This is a genomic window from Pantoea sp. Z09 (genome assembly GCF_022394795.1).
Taxonomy (GTDB): Bacteria; Pseudomonadota; Gammaproteobacteria; order Enterobacterales; family Enterobacteriaceae; genus Pantoea; species Pantoea latae.
This window is the reverse complement of record NZ_CP092373.1, coordinates 308,261-325,074: the sequence shown is the minus strand read 5'-3', so window position 1 is coordinate 325,074 and position 16,814 is coordinate 308,261. Positions and strand designations below refer to the sequence as shown.

The following is a 16,814-nucleotide window of genomic DNA, read 5'->3' as shown; positions in this document are numbered from 1 at the left end:
TAACCTGTGTTGCTGTTACTGATCTTCATCCCAGTCGTCGATCTGCCGCCTTTCATGCTGCATCTCGCGCTGGAAAATGTCTTCCAGCTCGCGCCTCGCCTCGCGCACGCGTGAAATCTGTGCGTTGTCGGTGTGGTTCGGCATCAGCTCGCGCAGCATACGCATATCGAGCCGGCGGAAATGCAGCTGCGCGCGCTGCGCCTGATGCGGATGCATGCCGACCGAAATCAGCGCCTTACGTCCCAGCTCCAGTGCGCTAGAGAAGGTTTCGCGCGAGAACTGCGTGACGCCCGCCTGCAGCAGCTCGTGCGCCTCGACGCGGCCGCGCGCGCGCGCCACGATCTCCAGCTGCGGGAAGTGCTGCTGACAGAGATGCACGATCGCCATGGTATCTTCCGGCTCGTTGCAGGTGATAACGATCGACTGCGCGTCGGCGGCGCCTGCGGCGCGCAGCAGCTCCAGTTCGGTCGCGTCGCCATAGTAAACCTTGTAGCCATACTTGCGCATCAGGCTCACCGCGCTGATGTCGCGCTCCAGCACCGTGATCCTTTTATTGTTGGCCATCAGCAGACGGCCCACTACCTGCCCCATGCGTCCGAAGCCCACCACAATCACCTGCGGCTGATCATCTTCGACAAACGGCTTCTCACCATCTTCATCCACTTCGTTAAAACGCCGCGCCAGCAGCTTGTCGATCGCCTGCATCAGCAGCGGCGTGGTCATCATCGACAGCGTGACCGTCACCAGCAGCAGCGGCAGCTGATCGCCGGCAAACAGATGCGCCGAAGAAGCGGCGGAGAAGAGCACGAAGGCGAACTCCCCGCCCTGGCTTAGCACGCCGGCGAACTGCTGGCGCTCAGAGCTGCGCAGGCCGTAAACGCGCGCCAGCACGTAGAGCACCAGCGTTTTCACCGTGACCAGAATCAGTACGCCGAGCAGGATCTCCAGAATATGGGTATAGAGCACACCGAGATTAAGCGCCATGCCGACGGAGATAAAGAACAGCCCGAGCAGCAGGCCTTTAAACGGATCGATGGCGACTTCCAGCTCGTGGCGGTACTCGCTCTCGGCCAGCAGAATGCCGGCGATAAAGGTGCCGAGCGCCATCGACAGTCCGAGGGCGTCCATAAACAGCGCCGAGCCCAGTACCAGCAGCAGCGCGGCGGCGGTAAACACCTCGCGCACGCCGGAAGCGGCGATAAAGCGGAAAATCGGCCGTAGCAGATAGCGGCCGCCCACCAGCATGCCGGCAAACGCCAGCACCTTCATGCCGATCTTCATCCAGTCGATATTGCCGCTGTCGCTGCCCGCCAGCAGCGGCACCAGCGCCAGCGCCGGAATTACCGCCAGGTCCTGGAACAGCAGCACCGAGAAGCCGAGCTGTCCCGCCTCGCTGCGGTTCATGCCTTTGTCGCGCATCAGCTGCAGCGCCATTGCGGTCGAGGACATGGCGAGGCCGATGCCGCCGATCACCGCCGCCTGCCAGCTAAAGTCGCTCAGCCACAGCAGCGCGCCGAGGATGCCGGCGGAAATCAGCACCTGCGCCGCGCCGACGCCGAAAATCGACCGTCGCAGCGCCCAGAGTTTCGACGGATTCAGCTCCAGCCCGATGATAAACATCAGGAACACCACGCCCAGCTCCGAGAAATGCAGGATCTCTTCAACGTCGCTGATAAAGCCCAGCCCCCACGGGCCGATGGCGATGCCCGCCACCAGATAGCCGAGCACGGCGCCGATGCCGAGCCGCGCGGCGATGGGCACGATCAGCACCGCCGCCACCAGATAGATCACGCCTGCGGTCAGCAGCGTCTGTCCTTCCATCAGAGACCTCCGTTGGGCAGCGGCGCGGCGAGCCATTCGCCGTAGGCGCGGGCGAAATGGCTCATCACCTCTTTCGGCTGGCGGCGCGCCCAGTAGAGGATCATCGGCGTCATCCAGTGCATGCGGCACATCTGCGCCGTCAGTTCGAACGGGCGCATAATGTCCGATATGGAATAGCGATTCAGGCCGCTCTGCTGATAGGCCGCCTCCGGTTCGCCGGTGGTGATCACGCTGCGCCAGTATTTGCCTTCCAGCGCGTTGCCGTCGACGCCGTTGGCGAAGCCGCGCGACAGCACGCGATCCAGCCACTCTTTCAGCAGCGCCGGGCAGCTGTAGGTATAGAGCGGATGCTGAAAGACGATCACCTGATGCTCGCGCAGCAGCTGCTGTTCATAGTGAATATCGATAAAGAAATCAGGATAGTGCGCGTACAGATCGTGTACGGTGACGTTCTCCTGTTGCTGGGCCGACTGCAGCAGAACCCGATTCGCTATCGACTCCTGCGTTTCCGGATGAGCGTAAAGCAGCAAAACTTTTGCTGGCTGCGACATAGTTATCCTCTTCCAAAGCGTCGTCAGCACGGCGGTTTTCCGCTACCATGCACGACGCGACACCCTCTAATTATGTGGTGGGTAAATTAACATATTCTGACGATACGGCGCTTATGATTGTCTTTTCTTCTCTGCAAATCCGCCGCGGCGTCCGCGTGCTGCTCGATAACGCTTCCGCCACCATTAATCCCGGCCAGAAAGTGGGCCTGGTGGGCAAAAACGGCTGCGGCAAATCGACCCTGCTGTCGCTGTTAAAAGGCGAGATCGGCAGCGACGCCGGCGGCGTGACCTTTCCCGGCAACTGGGCGCTGGCCTGGGTGAACCAGGAGACCCCGGCGCTGAGCAAACCGGCGCTGGAATACGTTATCGACGGCGATCGCGAATACCGCGAGCTTGAGGCGGAGCTGGCGGACGCCAACCAGCGCAACGACGGCAACGCCATCGCGCTGCTGCACGGCAAGCTGGACGCGATTCAGGCGTGGAGCATTCACGCCCGCGCCTCCAGCCTGCTGCACGGCCTCGGCTTTAGCCAGGAGCAGCTTAATCGTCCGGTGAGCGACTTCTCCGGCGGCTGGCGTATGCGCCTCAACCTCGCGCAGGCGCTGGTGTGCCGCTCAGATCTGCTGCTGCTCGACGAACCCACCAACCACCTCGATCTCGACGCGGTGATCTGGCTGGAGCGCTGGCTGAAAAGCTACGAAGGCACGCTGATCCTGATCTCTCACGACCGCGACTTCCTCGATCCGGTGGTGGATAAGATTATCCATATCGAGCAGGAAAGCCTTTACGAATACACCGGCAACTACTCCTCGTTCGAACGGCAGCGCGTCGCCAAACTGGCGCAGCAGCAGGCGCTGTTTGCCAGCCAGCAAGAGAAAGTGGCGCATCTGCAGAGCTATATCGACCGCTTCCGTGCCAAGGCGTCAAAAGCGAAACAGGCGCAGAGCCGCATCAAGATGCTGGAGCGCATGGAGATGATCGCCCCGGCGCACGTCGACAACCCGTTCAGCTTCAGCTTCCGCGCGCCGGAAAGCCTGCCGAATCCGCTGCTGAAGATGGAGAAGGTCACCGCCGGCTACGGCGAGCGCATCATTCTCGACGCCATCAAGCTTAATCTGGTGCCGGGCTCGCGCATCGGCCTGCTCGGCCGCAACGGCGCGGGCAAATCGACGCTGATTAAGCTGCTGGCGGGCGAGCTGACGCCGCTCGACGGCGAGGTTGGGCTGGCAAAAGGCATTAAGCTCGGCTACTTCGCGCAGCATCAGCTGGAGTATCTGCGCAGCGACGAGTCGCCGCTGCAGCATCTGGCGCGCATCGCGCCGAAGGTGCTGGAGCAGCAGCTGCGCGACTATCTCGGCGGCTTCGGCTTTCAGGGCGACAAAGTCAGCGAGGTAACAGCGCGCTTCTCCGGCGGCGAAAAGGCGCGGCTGGTGCTGGCGCTGATCGTCTGGCAGCGCCCTAACCTGCTGCTGCTCGACGAACCGACCAACCACCTCGATCTCGACATGCGCCAGGCGCTGACCGAAGCGCTGATCGACTTCGAAGGCGCGCTGGTGGTGGTGTCGCACGACCGCCATCTGCTGCGCGCCACCACCGACGATCTCTATCTGGTGCATGACGGCAAGGTCGATGTCTTCCCTGGCGACCTTGAAGACTATCAGCAGTGGCTGAGTGACCTGCAGAAGCAGCAGGCGCAGGCGGACGCTGCGCCGAAGCAGGACAACGGCAACAGCGCGCAGTCGCGCAAAGATCAGAAGCGCCGCGACGCCGAGCTGCGCGCCCAGACGCAGCCGCTGCGCAAAGAGATTGAGAAGCTGGAGAAGCAGATGGCGAAATGGCAAAGCCAGCTCACCGAAGCGGAAACCCAGCTCGCCGACGGCGACATCTACGACCCGAGCCGCAAAGCGGATCTTACCGTCGCGCTGCAGCGTCAGGCTGAGAGCAAAGCGGCGCTGGAAGAGGTCGAGATGGCGTGGCTGGATGCGCAGGAGCAGCTGGAGGCGATGCTCGCCTCCTGATAGCTAACTGTTAGTTTTCAGTTTTCAGCGGACTTAAAACGATCGTACCGGAGCGAGACAAGGCGCAAGACGCGCCATAAGCGGAGCATACCGACGTATGTGAGCATTATGGCGCGTCGCAGCAACGCCGTCGCAGCCCGGTACGGACGTTTTAAAAGGGCTGATCCCCCAGCACCGTCGCCCGATGCATTACCCGCCTCGCCGGATAATAATCCGCATTGGCATAGTGCTGCGTCACGCGGTTATCCCAGATCGCCACGTCGTTCGGCTGCCAGCGCCAGCGCACCTGAAACTCCGGCTTAGTGGCGTGCGCATAGAGCAGCTCCAGCACGGCGTGACTCTCTTTCTCGCTCAGTTCGACAATCCGCGTGGTAAATCCTTCGTTAACAAACAGCGCCTTGCGTCCGCTGACCGGGTGGGTGCGGATCACCGGATGCTGCACCGGCGGATGCTTCGCCACCGCCGCCTGCCAGCGCTGATGCTCCTCTTCGGTTCGGCGATATTTATACTCCTGAAACGACTTCTTGAAATCGTGTTCGGCATGCAATCCTTCCAGCAGGGTTTTGATCGGCGCCGACAGGGTCTCATACGCGGCGATGCCGCTCGCCCACAGGGTATCGCCGCCTGACTCAGGCAGCAGCTTCGACGCCAGAATCGCCACCGCCGGCGGCGTGTTGATAAAGGTCACGTCGGTGTGCCAGTTGTCGTTGTCCGGCGGATTATCCTGATGGGTATCCAGCACAATAATTTCCTCGACGCCCTCGGCATGCGGATAAACCGGGTGGATATGCAGGTCGCCGAAGCGTGCCGCCAGCGCGCGCTGCTGGTGCGGCGTGATTGCCTGGTCGCGCAGGAACAGCACCTGATGGCGCAGCAGCGCGTGATAGAGCTGTTCGAACTGGGCGTCGCTGAGCGGCCGGGTTAAATCGAGATTCGACACCTGCGCGCCAATATAAGGGCCGAGCGCGGTGATGGTCAGCTTTTCGTTCATGATTGTTCTCCATTCCAGGGCGTCAGTCGACGCTGCAGGGCGCGCAGCCCGAGTTCTAAGGTAAAGGCAATCAGCGCGATGACCGCGATGCCCGCCAGCACCACGTCGGTTGCCAGAAATTCGCCGGCGGACTGCACCATAAAGCCGAGCCCGCGCGTCGCGGCGATCAGCTCCGCCGCCACCAGCGTCGACCAGCCGACGCCCAGCCCGATGCGCAGGCCGGTGAGGATCTCCGGCAGCGCGCCGGGCAGGATCACCCAGCGCAGCAGCTGCCAGCGGCTGGCGCCCAGCGACTGCGCGGCGCGAATGCGCACCTGCTGCGTGTTGCGCACGCCCGCCAGGGTTGAAAGCGTCACCGGCGCGAAAATCGCCAGATAGATCAGCAGAATTTTGGAGGTTTCGCCGATGCCGAACCAGATCACCATCAGCGGCAGATAGGCGAGCGGCGGCACGGGACGATAAAGCTCAATCAGCGGATCGAGCAGGCCGCGCACCGCCGGGCTCAGGCCCATGGCGATGCCGACCGGAATGCCGATGGCCGCGGCGGCAAACAGCGCCACCAGCATGCGCGTCAGGCTGGCGGCGAGGTGCTGCCACAGCGTCGCGTCCATAAAGCCCTGCGGACTGGCGATCAGCAGCAGCTTGCTCAGCACCTGCTGCGGCGCCGGCAGAAACAGCGGGCTAATCAGGCCCAGCGCCGTCACGCTCCACCAGATCAGCAGCAGCAGCGCCAGGCTCAGCAGGCTGAGGCTGAACGGTCGGGAAAAGGGCCAGCGCAGACGGCGACGCGCCGCCGCGGTTTTGTCATTGATCAGCGCGCTCATACAAAAGCCTCCCGCTGTTCGAATACCCGGCTCAGCACATATTCACGCTGGGCAATAAACGCGGGATCGGATTTGATAGCGCGGCAGGGTTCGCCGTCGGCAAAGCGCTGGCCGAAGTTAAGCTTCAGGCGCTCCACGATGCGGCCCGGTCCCGGCGAAAGCAGCACCAGCTCGCTGGCGAGAAACACCGCCTCTTCGATATCGTGCGTGATAAGGAAAATTTGTTTGCCGCTGTCGCGCCACAGCGTCAGCAGCAGCGTCTGCATCTGCTCGCGGGTAAAGGCATCCAGCGCGCCGAAGGGTTCGTCGAGCAGCAGCTGCTGCGGATCCGCCGCCAGCGCACGGGCAATGCCGACGCGCTGACGCTGGCCGCCGGAGAGCTGCCAGATAGGGCGGTTTTCCGCCCCTTCCAGTCCAACCTTTTTAATCAGCCGCTGCGCGATGGCGTTGCGCTCGCTGCGCGCCATCCCGGCGAGCTGCAGCCCGAACGCGACATTATCCAGCACGTTGCGCCACGGCAGCAGCCCTTCATGCTGAAACACCACGCCGCGCTCCGCGCCCGGCCCGCTGATGGTTTTACCCTCCAGCGTAATACTGCCCGACTCCACCGGCAAAAAGCCGGCGATCAGGTTCAGCAGCGTGGTTTTGCCGCAGCCCGACGGGCCGAGCACCACCAGCAGTTCGCCTTTATCGAGCTGCAGGTTGATATCCTGCAGCGCGGGACGTCCGGCATAACGCGCGTTGAGATGAGCGATGCGCAGCATGGCGTTCTCCTTTATTGTTTCGCCAGCGGCTCGACAAAGCGGCTGGTGACGTAGTCGCTGTAGTCGGCGTTCGCCTGCGGCACTTTGCCCTGCTCTTTCAGGAAGTTCGCCGTGTCGACAATCGCCTTATTCACCGGCTTGCCCAGCTGCTCGACCTGCTGCTGCGCGGTGAGGTAGGTATTGCCCTTCACCAGCCCCGGCACCTGCGCTTCCGGCACGCCGCTCAGGCGCGACAGCTTGCTCAGGTTGTCAGGCTGCTTCAGCCATTGCTCCGGGTTGTCGATATAGGGTTTCTGCGCCTCCAGCGCGCTGCGGGCGAAGGCGGTGACGATCTCAGGATGCGCCTGAGCAAAATCCTTGCGCACCACCCAGACGTCGAGCGTCGGCGAGCCCCACTGTCCGACCTGCGAAGAGTCGGTCAGCACCTTGCCCTCTTTCTCCAGCTCGTTGACGGCGGGCGCCCAGACATAGGCGCCGTCGATATCCCCACGCTGCCAGGCGGCGATAATCGCGGGCGGCTGCAGGTTCACCAGCTGCACCTCGGTCGGCTTGATGCCCCAGTGCTTCAGCGCCGCCAGCAGGCTGTAGTGGGTAGTAGAAATAAAGGGCACGGCGATACGCTTGCCGATCAGATCTTTCGGGCTGGCGATGTTTTTCTTCACCACCAGCGCCTCGGAGTTGCCCAGCTGCGACGCCAGCAAAAAGGCTTCGATCGGCAGCTGCTGTGTGGCGGCGACCGCCAGCGGGCTGGAGCCGATATTGCCGATCTGCACGTCGCCGGACGCCAGCGCGCGCAGCACGCCCGCGCCGCTGTCGAACTTACGCCAGTCGACGGTGGCGCCGCTCTCTTTTGCAAAGCTATTGTCCGCCTGCGCCACTTTGGCCGGCTCGGCGGAGGTCTGATACGCCACCGTCACGTTGACGGCCTGCGCCTGAAACGCCAGCAGCGAAAGCGCTGCGGCCAAAATCGTTATACGTCCTTTCACTGCCATGATGTCGCACTCCGCCAGGGTCTGATGATGGGCGCAGTGTCGCCAGCGGCGATGATTTCATAAAGGAATTAAAAATTATTCTTAATAAACAGATGTTCTTAGATCATGATCGGCAAAGCTGATGCGAAATCCGGCAATGGCTGCGCCACTATTCAGACAAAATGGCAGGCGCTCACATTGCCGCTGTGCTATTGATATGAGTCCACTGTTAACCGGCCAAAAAGGGTTGCGGCAACATGTCCATTGAGAAGGTCGCGCTGCTGGCGGGCGTCTCCAAAGCCACGGTTTCCCGCGTGCTGAACGATCATCCCGGCGTAAAGTCAGATACGCGCGAACGCGTGCTGGCGGCAATCTCCGCCAGCGAATACCAGCCCAATCTGCTCGCGCGCCAGCTGCGTACCGCTCAGAGCAATATGCTGCTGGTGCTGATCTCCGATATCACCAATCCCTTCTGTTCGCGCGTGGTGCAGGGCATCGAAGCGGAAGCAGAAGCGCAGGGCTATCACATTCTGCTGTGCAACTCCGCCTCTCAGCTGCGGCGCGAAGCCGCTTATCTTGGCCTGCTGGCCGGCAAGGTAGTGGATGGGGTGATCACCATGGACGCCGCCGCCGCGCTGCAGGATATCGCCGCGATTATCGGCGATGCGCCCTGGGTGCAGTGCGCGGAGTTTGATCCCGCGCTGCCCGCCTCCTCGGTTTCTATTGATAACCACGGCGCGGCGCGAGAAACGGTGCGCTACCTGGCGAGCAAAGGCCGCCGCCGCATCGGGCTGGTGAACAGCGATTTGCGCTACCTTTATTCGCATCAGCGCGAGGCGGGCTATGAGCAGGGGTTGGCCGAGCTGGCGCTGCCGTGGCGCGGCGTGGCTTATGCGGAGGCGATTTCATGCGAAGCGGGCAGCGAGGCGCTGCGCCAGCTTTTGCAGCAGCCGACGCCGCCGGACGCGGTGCTGGCGGTGTCGGACGTGCTGGCGGTGGGCGTGGTGCACGCCGCGCTTGAGGCGGGTCTGCGCGTGCCGGAGGATCTGGCGGTGGTGGGATTCGACGGCATTCCCTTTACCCGCAGCCTGAATCCGCCGCTCACCACCGTCGAGCAGCCGATGTATCAGCTTGGCGCGCGCAGCGTGCAGCTGCTGCTGCAGCGCATTCGCCGCCCGACGTCGCCGGTGGTGCGCGAAGTGCTGCCGTGGACGCGCGTCGAACGCGCCTCCAGCTAGCCTAGCGCCAGATCAGCAGCACGCAGGCGGCGGTCAGCAGCCCCATCGCCAGGTTGAAAAGAGTCCAGGCGCGGCGGCTTTGCAGAATGCGGCCAATCAGCGCGCCGAAGCCGATCCAGATAATGCCCGCCACCAGGTTGACCATAAACATGCCCAGGCTGATAGCCGCCACCGAATGGAGATAGGCGGCGCCGGCGAGACTGAAGCTGGCGACCGCGCCCAGCGCCATCAGCCAGGCTTTGGGGTTGATCAGCTGCAGCAGGCCGCCCTGCCAGAACGGCATCGGCTTCGGCGGCGCGTCGCCGGTCTCCAGCTTTTCATAGGCGGCGGTGGCGATTTTCCACGCCAGCCAGAGCAGATAAAGGCTACCGGCAATCTTCAGGATAAGATGCAGCGCGGGATAAAGCAGGATCAGGCCGCCAACGCCGAACGCCACCATCAGCAGCATCACCTGCATACCAATCATAATGCCGATCATTAGCGGCACGGTGCGCCAGAAGCCGAAATTGGCGCCGGACGCGGTGAGTAACATATTATTAGGGCCTGGCGTGATGGCGGCGACCCAGAGAAAACCTAACATTGATAAAAACAGGCTCAGTTCCATGAACGGGTGCTCCTTCCCCAAATTCACAACAAACTCAACGAAGCTAACAGTGTGATATGGATCAGACAAGCCCTGGCGACATGAATTTTACGCCGGACGCCGCGACGCGCTTTCTGCCGCCGCGCGCCCTGCGCAATCCGCATCTGCAGACGGTGCTGCCGCGCCTGGTGCGCCGTCGTCTGCTGCTGCGGCCGCACTGGCAGCGCCTCGACCTGCCGGACGGCGACTTCGTCGATCTCGCCTGGAGCGAAGATCCGCAGCAGGCGAGCCATAAGCCGCGCGTGGTGCTGTTTCACGGGCTGGAAGGCAATTTTCACAGCCCTTACGCCCACGGGCTGATGCACGCCTGCCAGCGACAGGGCTGGCTCGGCGTGGTGATGCACTTTCGCGGCTGCGGCGGCGAGCCGAACCGCCTTCATCGCATCTATCACTCCGGCGAAACCGAAGACGCCGCCTTTTTTCTGCGCTGGCTGAAAACCCGCTGGGGCGACGCGCCCACCGCGGCGGTCGGCGTGTCGCTCGGCGGCAATATGCTGGGCTGTTTACTCGGCAGGCTGGGCGACGCCGCGCCGCTCGACGCCGGGGTGATCGTCTCCGCGCCGCTGCTGCTGGAGCCGTGCAGCCTGAAGCTGGAACAGGGCTTTTCACGCTTTTATCAGCGCTATCTGCTCGATCAGCTAAAAAAGAACGCCGAGCGCAAGCTGCGCGCCTGGCCGGGCACGCTGCCGGTCGATCTGCCGCAGCTGAAGGCGCTGCGGCGCCTGCGCGATTTCGACGACGCCATTACCGCGCGCGCCCACGGCTTTCTCGACGCGGGCGACTACTATCGTCGCGCCAGCGCCATGCCGCTGCTGCAAAAGGTGCGCAAGCCCTTGCTGATCATTCACGCAAAAGACGATCCTTTTATGACTGACGAGGTGATCCCGCAGCCGGAACAGCTCTCAGCCAGCACAACCTATCAACTCACGCCGCATGGCGGACACGTTGGTTTTGTCGGCGGCACGCTGCGTCAACCGCAGATGTGGCTCGAACAACGTGTGCCGCAGTGGCTCACACAGTGGCTTACATTATGATGATTCCCTGGCAACAGATCGATCCCGAGACCCTCACCAACCTGATCGAAGCCTTTGTGCTGCGCGAAGGCACCGACTACGGCGAACAGGAGCGCAGCTTGGCGCAAAAGGTCGATGACGTGCGCCGCCAGCTGGAGCGCGGCGACGTAGTGCTGGTCTGGTCGGAACTGCATGAAACCGTCAACATTATGCCGCGCAGCGAATTTCGCGGCTGATGCGCCACGGCCTTTTTCGTGTTAACAATGCTCATCGCCCGAGGTTACAGGAAGCTTTACCATGTCAGCACGACACCCGATTATCGCGGTGACCGGCTCCAGCGGGGCCGGCACCACCACCACCAGCCTGGCGTTCCGTAAGATTTTCCAGCAGCTCAGCCTGCACGCCGCCGAGCTGGAGGGCGACAGTTTCCACCGCTATACGCGGCCGGAGATGGATATGGCCATCCGCAAAGCGCGCGATCTGGGGCGGCACATCAGCTATTTCGGGCCGGAAGCTAATGATTTCGGCCTGCTGGAGCAGACCTTTATCGACTACGGCAACGCAGGCAAAGGCCAGTCGCGCAAGTATCTGCACACCTACGACGAGGCCGTGCCCTGGAATCAGGTGCCCGGCACCTTTACGCCCTGGCAGCCGCTGCCGGAGAACACCGATATTCTGTTTTACGAGGGGCTGCACGGCGGTGTCGTGACGCAGCAGCACAACGTGGCGGAAAAGGTCGATCTGCTGGTGGGCGTGGTGCCGATCGTCAATCTGGAGTGGATCCAGAAGCTGGTGCGCGACACCGGCGAGCGCGGCCACTCGCGCGAAGCGGTGATGGACTCGGTAGTGCGCTCAATGGAGGATTACATCAACTTCATTACGCCGCAGTTCTCGCGCACCCACATTAACTTCCAGCGCGTCCCCACCGTAGATACCTCGAACCCGTTCGCCGCGCGCGAGATCCCGTCGCTGGACGAGAGCTTCGTGGTGATCCACTTTCGCGGGCTGGAGAATATCGACTTCCCCTATCTGCTGGCGATGCTGCAGGGATCCTTTATCTCGCATATGAATACGCTGGTGGTGCCGGGCGGCAAGATGGGGCTGGCGATGGAGCTGATTATGGCACCGCTGGTGCAGCGGCTGATGGAAGGCAAACAGATCGCCTGACCAGGTCTGGAGCGGGAGCGAGTAGCAAGGCCCGCTCCTTACATACAGTGCGCTTTTTTACAGCGCGACCACTTCATAGCTATGGGTCATCTCTACGCCCTTGCCCAGCATCAACGCCACCGAACAATACTTCTCCGCCGAGAGATCCACCGCGCGCGCCACGGCTTTGTCGCTCAGCGCCTTGCCGGTGACCACAAAGTGCAGGTTGATATGGGTAAACAGGCGCGGCGCCTCTTCGCGGCGTTCAGAGGTCAGTTTCACCTCACAGTCCACCACGTCGTTGCGCCCTTTCTGCAAAATAGAAACCACGTCGATGGCGCTGCAGCCGCCCGCGGCCATCAGCACCATCTCCATCGGACTGGGCGCTTTATCGCCGGAGTTGCCGTCCATCAGGATCTGATGCCCTGACGACGACTCGCCGAGAAAGGTTAACCCTTCGACCCACTTCACTCTTGCCTGCATGTTTCCACCTCGAGAATAGCCCGTTTGCCGCCAGAGTACGCGTTCGCCTGGCAAACAGCAATCCAGAGTAATCCCCCCTTTGCTGAAGCGAGACAACAGAAGACAGTCGGCAAAAGCTGTGCTACAAACAGTGCTGAAAATAGTTCGTCTTGCTAAGGACGAAGACGGGACACATCAAGCGCCTGGCGCAAAATAAGGCCCGAATAATCTCCTTTAGGGGAAACGCTTGAAGCTTTCATCGCCTGGCAGGGAATAATCCCCCCGCGTTTTGGGCACGATTACAACAGAGGATAATAGCGAATGGTTCTCGGCAAACCGCAAACAGACCCTACACTCGAATGGTTCCTGTCCCATTGCCATATTCACAAATATCCATCCAAAAGTACGCTGATTCATCAGGGTGAGAAGGCTGAAACCCTCTACTACATCGTGAAAGGTTCCGTTGCGGTACTGATCAAAGATGAAGAGGGCAAAGAGATGATCCTCTCTTACCTGAATCAGGGTGATTTTATCGGCGAGCTTGGCCTGTTTGAAGAAGGTCAGGAGCGCAGCGCCTGGGTGCGCGCGAAAACCGCGTGCGAAGTGGCAGAAATTTCCTACAAGAAATTCCGCCAGCTTATCCAGGTGAACCCGGATATTTTAATGCGTCTCTCATCGCAGATGGCGCGCCGTCTGCAGGTAACATCGGAGAAAGTGGGCAATTTAGCTTTCCTCGACGTGACCGGACGTATTGCACAAACCCTGCTTAACCTGGCGAAACAGCCAGACGCCATGACGCATCCCGACGGCATGCAAATCAAAATTACTCGTCAGGAAATTGGCCAAATCGTTGGTTGCTCGCGTGAAACCGTGGGCCGCATTTTGAAAATGTTGGAAGACCAGAATCTGATTTCCGCACACGGCAAAACCATTGTCGTTTACGGCACCCGCTGATTTCCTCTCACTCACGGCGTGATCTTACCGTCACGCCGTTACTGCTTTTAGCGAAGTGATGTGGCGTCGAATCATCTACCACCCCGAAGTTAACTATGCTCTGCGGCAGACGCTGGTGCTGTGCATTCCCGTCGCGCTCGGCTGGCTGTTCGGCGATCTGCAAAAAGGGCTGCTCTTCTCGCTGGTTCCCGCCTGCTGCAACGTCGCGGGCCTGGATACGCCCCATAAGCGCTTCTTCAAACGACTGATCGTTGGCGGCTCGCTGTTCGCGCTCGGCAGCTTTCTGATCCAGCTGCTGACCCTGAAAGGGGTGCCGCTGCCTGCGGTGCTCTTTGTGCTGCCGCTGCTGCTGGGCGTCACCGGCGAAATCAGCCCGCTGCACGGCCGGCTGCTCTCCGGCACGCTGGTGGCGGCGATCTTTACCCTGAGCCTGATCGGCCGCATGCCGATCTACGTGCCGCCGCTGCTCTATATCGGCGGCACGCTCTGGTACGGGCTCTTCAACTGGTTCTGGTTCTGGCTGTGGAAAGAGCAGCCGATGCGCGAAACCCTGAGCCTGATCTACCGCGAGCTGGCGGACTACTGCGACGCCAAATATACCCTGCTGACCCAGCTCACCGATCCGGAAAAAGCGCTGCCGCCGCTGCTGGCGCGCCAGCAGAAAGCGGTCGATCTGATCAACACCTGCTATCAGCAGATGCATATGCTCTCCGCCAGCCGCGACAACAGCCATAAACGGCTGACGCGCGCCTTTCAGGTGGCGCTCGATCTGCAGGAGCACATCTCCGTCAGCCTGCACCAGCCGGAAGAGGTGCAAAAGCTGGTAGAACGCAGCCATGCGGAAGCGGTGATACACTGGAACGCCAAAATCATCTCGGCGCGGCTGCGCGCGCTGGCCGACGCCATTCTCTATCACCAGCTGCCGAGCCGTTTCGAGATGGAGAAGCCGCTCGGCGCGCTGGAGAAGATCGCTCGCCAGCATCCCGACAATCCCGTCGGCCACTTCTGCTTCTACCACTTCAGCCGCATCGCGCGCGTGCTGCGCACCCAGAAGCCGCTTTATCAGCGCGACCTGATGACCGATCGTCAGCGCCGGCTGCCGCTGCTGCCCGCGCTGCGCAGCTACCTGTCGCTGAAGTCCGCCGCGCTGCGCACCGCGGCGCGCTTCGCCGTGATGCTGATGTTCGGCAGCGCGCTGGCGATGCTGTTCGACATTCCCAAGCCCTACTGGATCCTGATGACCATTATGTTCGTCAGCCAGAACGGCTACAGCGCCACGCGGGTGCGCATTCAGCACCGGGCGCTCGGCACCTTTGTCGGGCTGGTGATCGCCGCCGCCTCGCTGCGCTTTGCGGTGCCGGAATCGCTGGTGCTGCTGTTTATGCTGGTGGTCACGCTGCTCAGCTATCTGGTGACGCGCAAATATTACGGCTGGTCGATGATCGGCTTTACCGTCACGGCGGTCTACTCGCTGCAGCTGCTGTCGCTGAACGGCGCGCAGTTTCTCCTGCCGCGCCTGATGGATACGCTGATGGGCTGTTTGATCGCCTTCGGCGGCATGCTGTGGCTCTGGCCGCAGTGGCAAAGCGGGCTGCTGCGGCAGAACGCTCACGACGCGCTGGAAACCTATCAGGAGGCGCTGCGCCTGCTGCTGGGGCCGGAGCAGGAGGCGAAGCCGCTGGCGTACCAGCGCATGAAGGTCAATCAGGCGCACAACGCGCTGTTTAACTCGCTCAATCAGGCGATGCAGGAGCCGGGCTTCAACGCGCAGTATCTGAAAGATATGCGCTTATGGGTGACGCACAGCCAGTTTATCGTCGAGCATATCAACGCCATGACCATTCTGGCGCGCGAGCACACCATGCTGACCGCAGACCTGGCGCAGCGTTATCTGCAGTCGTGCGAGGTGGCGCTGCAGCGCTGCCAGCAGCGGCTGGAGTATGACGGACCGGGATCGCAGACCAACGTGATGGCAGGCGTGGAGAGCATTGATGAAGGCCCCACCACGATTCTGGAGCAGCATGTGAAACGCATTCTGGAGCACCTGAACGTGATGCACACCATTTCGTCGCTGGCGTGGAGCCAGCGGCCGCATCATGGCCGCTGGCTGATCAGGCATTTACGCAAAGGCTGATTAGGCCGCCAGCACGCGCTCGACCGCGCGGGCGAAGCGCGCCATGCCCTCTTCGATATCGGCGGGTTCGATCACCAGCGACGGCGCGAAACGGATCACGTCGGTGCCGGCCACCAGCACCATCAGCCCTTCCGCCGCCGCGGCGTTGAGAATATCGCGCGCTTTACCGGCGTGCTGCGGCTTAAGCGCCGCGCCAATCAGCAGCCCTTTGCCGCGGATGTCGCTAAACAGATCGAACTTCGCGTCGAGCGTCTGCAGCGCGCTGACAAACTGCTGGCGACGCGCCTGCACGCCCTCCAGCACCTCGGGCGTATTGATGACGTCGAGCGCCGCTTCCGCGACCGCGCAGGCCAGCGGATTGCCGCCGTATGTGGTGCCGTGCACGCCCGGCGACATGGTTGAGGCGATCTCATTGGTGGTCAGCATCGCGCTCACCGGGAAGCCGCCGCCCAGCGCCTTGGCGCTGGTGAGAATATCGGGCGTCACGCCGTAGTGTTCATAGGCGAACAGCTTGCCGCTGCGTCCCATGCCGCTCTGCACCTCATCCAGCACCAGCAGCGCCTGATGCTTATCGCACAGCGCGCGCAGCCCCTGCATAAATTCTGGCGTGGCGGGCATCACGCCGCCCTCGCCCTGAATCGGCTCCACCACGATGGCGCAGGTATGGTCGTCGATAACCGCTTTGACCGCCTCGAGATCGTTAAAGGGAACGTGCACGATATCCGCCGGTTTTGGCCCGAAGCCGTCGGAGTATTTCGGCTGGCCGCCCACCGACACGGTAAACAAGGTGCGGCCGTGAAACGCATTGTGGAAGGCGATGATTTTGGTCTTGAACGGGCTGTGGCGCTGACAGGCGTAAAAGCGCGCCAGCTTAAAGGCGGCTTCGTTCGCTTCCGCGCCGGAGTTGGCGAAGAAGACGCGATCGGCGAAGGTGGCGTCGATCAGTTTGCTGGCGAGGCGCAGCGCAGGCTCATTGGTAAAGACGTTGCTGAGATGCCACAGGGTTTCGCCCTGGGTTTTCAGCGCCTCGACCAGCGCCGGATGGCAGTGGCCGAGCGCCGTAACGGCGATGCCGCCGGAGAAGTCGATATACTCTTTGCCCTGCTGATCCCAGACGCGGCTGCCCTTGCCTTTGACCGGCACGAACTGCGCAGGTGCATAAACAGGCAAAATGACGTTATCGAACGTTTCCCGCGTTACCGCAATTTTCTCCGCTGCCATCGACGACCACCTTTGATTAATTATTGAGCCACAGTGAAATAATAGTCATAAAATATGCATAAT

Annotated in this window: 16 protein-coding genes; 7 read left to right on the top strand and 9 right to left on the bottom strand. The window is 61.8% G+C overall.

Annotated features, from left to right (window positions below; all coding sequences use genetic code 11):
* Window positions 1–15 precede the first annotated feature (15 nt).
* Together kefB and kefG are read right to left on the bottom strand one after the other, a co-directional pair.
* Window positions 16–1,821: a glutathione-regulated potassium-efflux system protein KefB gene (gene kefB / locus MC269_RS01455; RefSeq protein WP_239953540.1), complete on the bottom strand. Its 1,806-nt coding sequence runs from the start codon at window positions 1,819–1,821 to the stop codon at window positions 16–18.
* Complete coding sequence (kefG, locus tag MC269_RS01450) at window positions 1,821–2,372, bottom strand: glutathione-regulated potassium-efflux system ancillary protein KefG (protein WP_081136637.1); 552 nt, start codon at window positions 2,370–2,372, stop codon at window positions 1,821–1,823. The genes kefB and kefG overlap by 1 nt, the downstream gene beginning before the upstream one ends.
* Window positions 2,373–2,485: 113 nt before the next feature.
* Here kefG and MC269_RS01445 point away from each other — a divergent pair, with 113 nt between their 5' ends.
* The gene (locus tag MC269_RS01445) at window positions 2,486–4,390 is read left to right on the top strand and encodes an ABC transporter ATP-binding protein (protein WP_081136635.1); all 1,905 of its coding nucleotides are present in this window, start codon (window positions 2,486–2,488) and stop codon (window positions 4,388–4,390) included.
* Between the two features lie 151 nt (window positions 4,391–4,541).
* Here the strand turns inward: MC269_RS01445 and tauD are convergent, their stop codons facing one another.
* Genes tauD through tauA form a run of 4 tightly spaced genes read right to left on the bottom strand, consistent with a single transcriptional unit; the run spans window position 4,542 to window position 7,961 of the window.
* The gene (tauD, locus tag MC269_RS01440) at window positions 4,542–5,381 is read right to left on the bottom strand and encodes a taurine dioxygenase (RefSeq protein ID WP_239953538.1); all 840 of its coding nucleotides are present in this window, start codon (window positions 5,379–5,381) and stop codon (window positions 4,542–4,544) included.
* Window positions 5,378–6,205, bottom strand: a complete 828-nt coding sequence (tauC, locus tag MC269_RS01435; RefSeq protein ID WP_081136631.1) for a taurine ABC transporter permease TauC — start codon at window positions 6,203–6,205, stop codon at window positions 5,378–5,380. The genes tauD and tauC overlap by 4 nt, the downstream gene beginning before the upstream one ends.
* Window positions 6,202–6,969, bottom strand: a complete 768-nt coding sequence (gene tauB / locus MC269_RS01430) for a taurine ABC transporter ATP-binding subunit (protein ID WP_239953536.1) — start codon at window positions 6,967–6,969, stop codon at window positions 6,202–6,204. Before tauB ends, tauC begins: the two co-directional genes overlap by 4 nt.
* Before the next feature lie 11 nt (window positions 6,970–6,980).
* On the bottom strand, window positions 6,981–7,961 hold the full coding sequence (tauA, locus tag MC269_RS01425; protein WP_174580887.1) for a taurine ABC transporter substrate-binding protein: 981 nt from the start codon (window positions 7,959–7,961) through the stop codon (window positions 6,981–6,983).
* 236 nt (window positions 7,962–8,197) lie between these two features.
* Between tauA and MC269_RS01420 the strand changes: the two genes are divergently transcribed.
* Window positions 8,198–9,178 (top strand): LacI family DNA-binding transcriptional regulator, encoded by a 981-nt coding sequence (locus MC269_RS01420; protein ID WP_081136625.1) that lies wholly within the window; start codon window positions 8,198–8,200, stop codon window positions 9,176–9,178.
* A 1-nt stretch (window position 9,179) separates the two neighbouring features.
* Here MC269_RS01420 and MC269_RS01415 read toward each other — a convergent pair whose 3' ends face one another.
* Window positions 9,180–9,782: a LysE family translocator gene (locus MC269_RS01415; RefSeq protein WP_081136623.1), complete on the bottom strand. Its 603-nt coding sequence runs from the start codon at window positions 9,780–9,782 to the stop codon at window positions 9,180–9,182.
* Window positions 9,783–9,838: 56 nt separating this feature from the next.
* On the opposite strand from MC269_RS01415, the gene MC269_RS01410 reads away from it, so the two are divergent.
* The 3 genes from MC269_RS01410 (at window position 9,839) to MC269_RS01400 (ending at window position 12,001) form a co-directional block, all read left to right on the top strand.
* Window positions 9,839–10,855: a hydrolase gene (locus tag MC269_RS01410; protein WP_239953534.1), complete on the top strand. Its 1,017-nt coding sequence runs from the start codon at window positions 9,839–9,841 to the stop codon at window positions 10,853–10,855.
* Entirely contained in the window at window positions 10,852–11,070 is a 219-nt protein-coding gene (locus tag MC269_RS01405; RefSeq protein WP_081136619.1) for a YheU family protein, read from the top strand. Before MC269_RS01410 ends, MC269_RS01405 begins: the two co-directional genes overlap by 4 nt.
* 61 nt (window positions 11,071–11,131) lie before the next feature.
* A complete protein-coding gene (locus MC269_RS01400; RefSeq protein WP_081136617.1) occupies window positions 11,132–12,001 on the top strand; it encodes a phosphoribulokinase in 870 nt (289 codons plus the stop codon).
* A 57-nt stretch (window positions 12,002–12,058) separates the two neighbouring features.
* Here the strand turns inward: MC269_RS01400 and MC269_RS01395 are convergent, their stop codons facing one another.
* Complete coding sequence (locus tag MC269_RS01395; protein ID WP_081136613.1) at window positions 12,059–12,463, bottom strand: OsmC family protein; 405 nt, start codon at window positions 12,461–12,463, stop codon at window positions 12,059–12,061.
* 300 nt (window positions 12,464–12,763) lie between these two features.
* Between MC269_RS01395 and crp the strand changes: the two genes are divergently transcribed.
* Entirely contained in the window at window positions 12,764–13,396 is a 633-nt protein-coding gene (gene crp, locus MC269_RS01390) for a cAMP-activated global transcriptional regulator CRP (protein WP_000242758.1), read from the top strand.
* Between the two features lie 58 nt (window positions 13,397–13,454).
* The gene (locus MC269_RS01385) at window positions 13,455–15,530 is read left to right on the top strand and encodes a YccS/YhfK family putative transporter (protein ID WP_239953532.1); all 2,076 of its coding nucleotides are present in this window, start codon (window positions 13,455–13,457) and stop codon (window positions 15,528–15,530) included.
* On the opposite strand, the gene MC269_RS01380 is transcribed toward MC269_RS01385, so the two are convergent.
* Entirely contained in the window at window positions 15,531–16,751 is a 1,221-nt protein-coding gene (locus MC269_RS01380) for an aspartate aminotransferase family protein (protein ID WP_239953530.1), read from the bottom strand.
* Between the last annotated feature and the right edge of the window lie 63 nt (window positions 16,752–16,814).

Bases quoted from the DNA above. Each gene is read 5' to 3' on its own strand.
- tauC (WP_081136631.1), bottom strand. From the start codon at position 6,205: ATGAGCGCGCTGATCAATGACAAAACCGCGGCGGCGCGTCGCCGTCTG.
- crp (WP_000242758.1), top strand. From the start codon at position 12,764: ATGGTTCTCGGCAAACCGCAAACAGACCCTACACTCGAATGGTTCCTG.
- tauD (WP_239953538.1), bottom strand. From the start codon at position 5,381: ATGAACGAAAAGCTGACCATCACCGCGCTCGGCCCTTATATTGGCGCG.
- MC269_RS01400 (WP_081136617.1), top strand. From the start codon at position 11,132: ATGTCAGCACGACACCCGATTATCGCGGTGACCGGCTCCAGCGGGGCC.
- MC269_RS01420 (WP_081136625.1), top strand. From the start codon at position 8,198: ATGTCCATTGAGAAGGTCGCGCTGCTGGCGGGCGTCTCCAAAGCCACG.
- tauB (WP_239953536.1), bottom strand. From the start codon at position 6,969: ATGCTGCGCATCGCTCATCTCAACGCGCGTTATGCCGGACGTCCCGCG.
- MC269_RS01385 (WP_239953532.1), top strand. From the start codon at position 13,455: ATGTGGCGTCGAATCATCTACCACCCCGAAGTTAACTATGCTCTGCGG.
- tauA (WP_174580887.1), bottom strand. From the start codon at position 7,961: ATGGCAGTGAAAGGACGTATAACGATTTTGGCCGCAGCGCTTTCGCTG.
- MC269_RS01395 (WP_081136613.1), bottom strand. From the start codon at position 12,463: ATGCAGGCAAGAGTGAAGTGGGTCGAAGGGTTAACCTTTCTCGGCGAG.
- MC269_RS01380 (WP_239953530.1), bottom strand. From the start codon at position 16,751: ATGGCAGCGGAGAAAATTGCGGTAACGCGGGAAACGTTCGATAACGTC.
- MC269_RS01445 (WP_081136635.1), top strand. From the start codon at position 2,486: ATGATTGTCTTTTCTTCTCTGCAAATCCGCCGCGGCGTCCGCGTGCTG.
- MC269_RS01405 (WP_081136619.1), top strand. From the start codon at position 10,852: ATGATGATTCCCTGGCAACAGATCGATCCCGAGACCCTCACCAACCTG.
- kefG (WP_081136637.1), bottom strand. From the start codon at position 2,372: ATGTCGCAGCCAGCAAAAGTTTTGCTGCTTTACGCTCATCCGGAAACG.
- MC269_RS01410 (WP_239953534.1), top strand. From the start codon at position 9,839: ATGGATCAGACAAGCCCTGGCGACATGAATTTTACGCCGGACGCCGCG.
- MC269_RS01415 (WP_081136623.1), bottom strand. From the start codon at position 9,782: ATGGAACTGAGCCTGTTTTTATCAATGTTAGGTTTTCTCTGGGTCGCC.
- kefB (WP_239953540.1), bottom strand. From the start codon at position 1,821: ATGGAAGGACAGACGCTGCTGACCGCAGGCGTGATCTATCTGGTGGCG.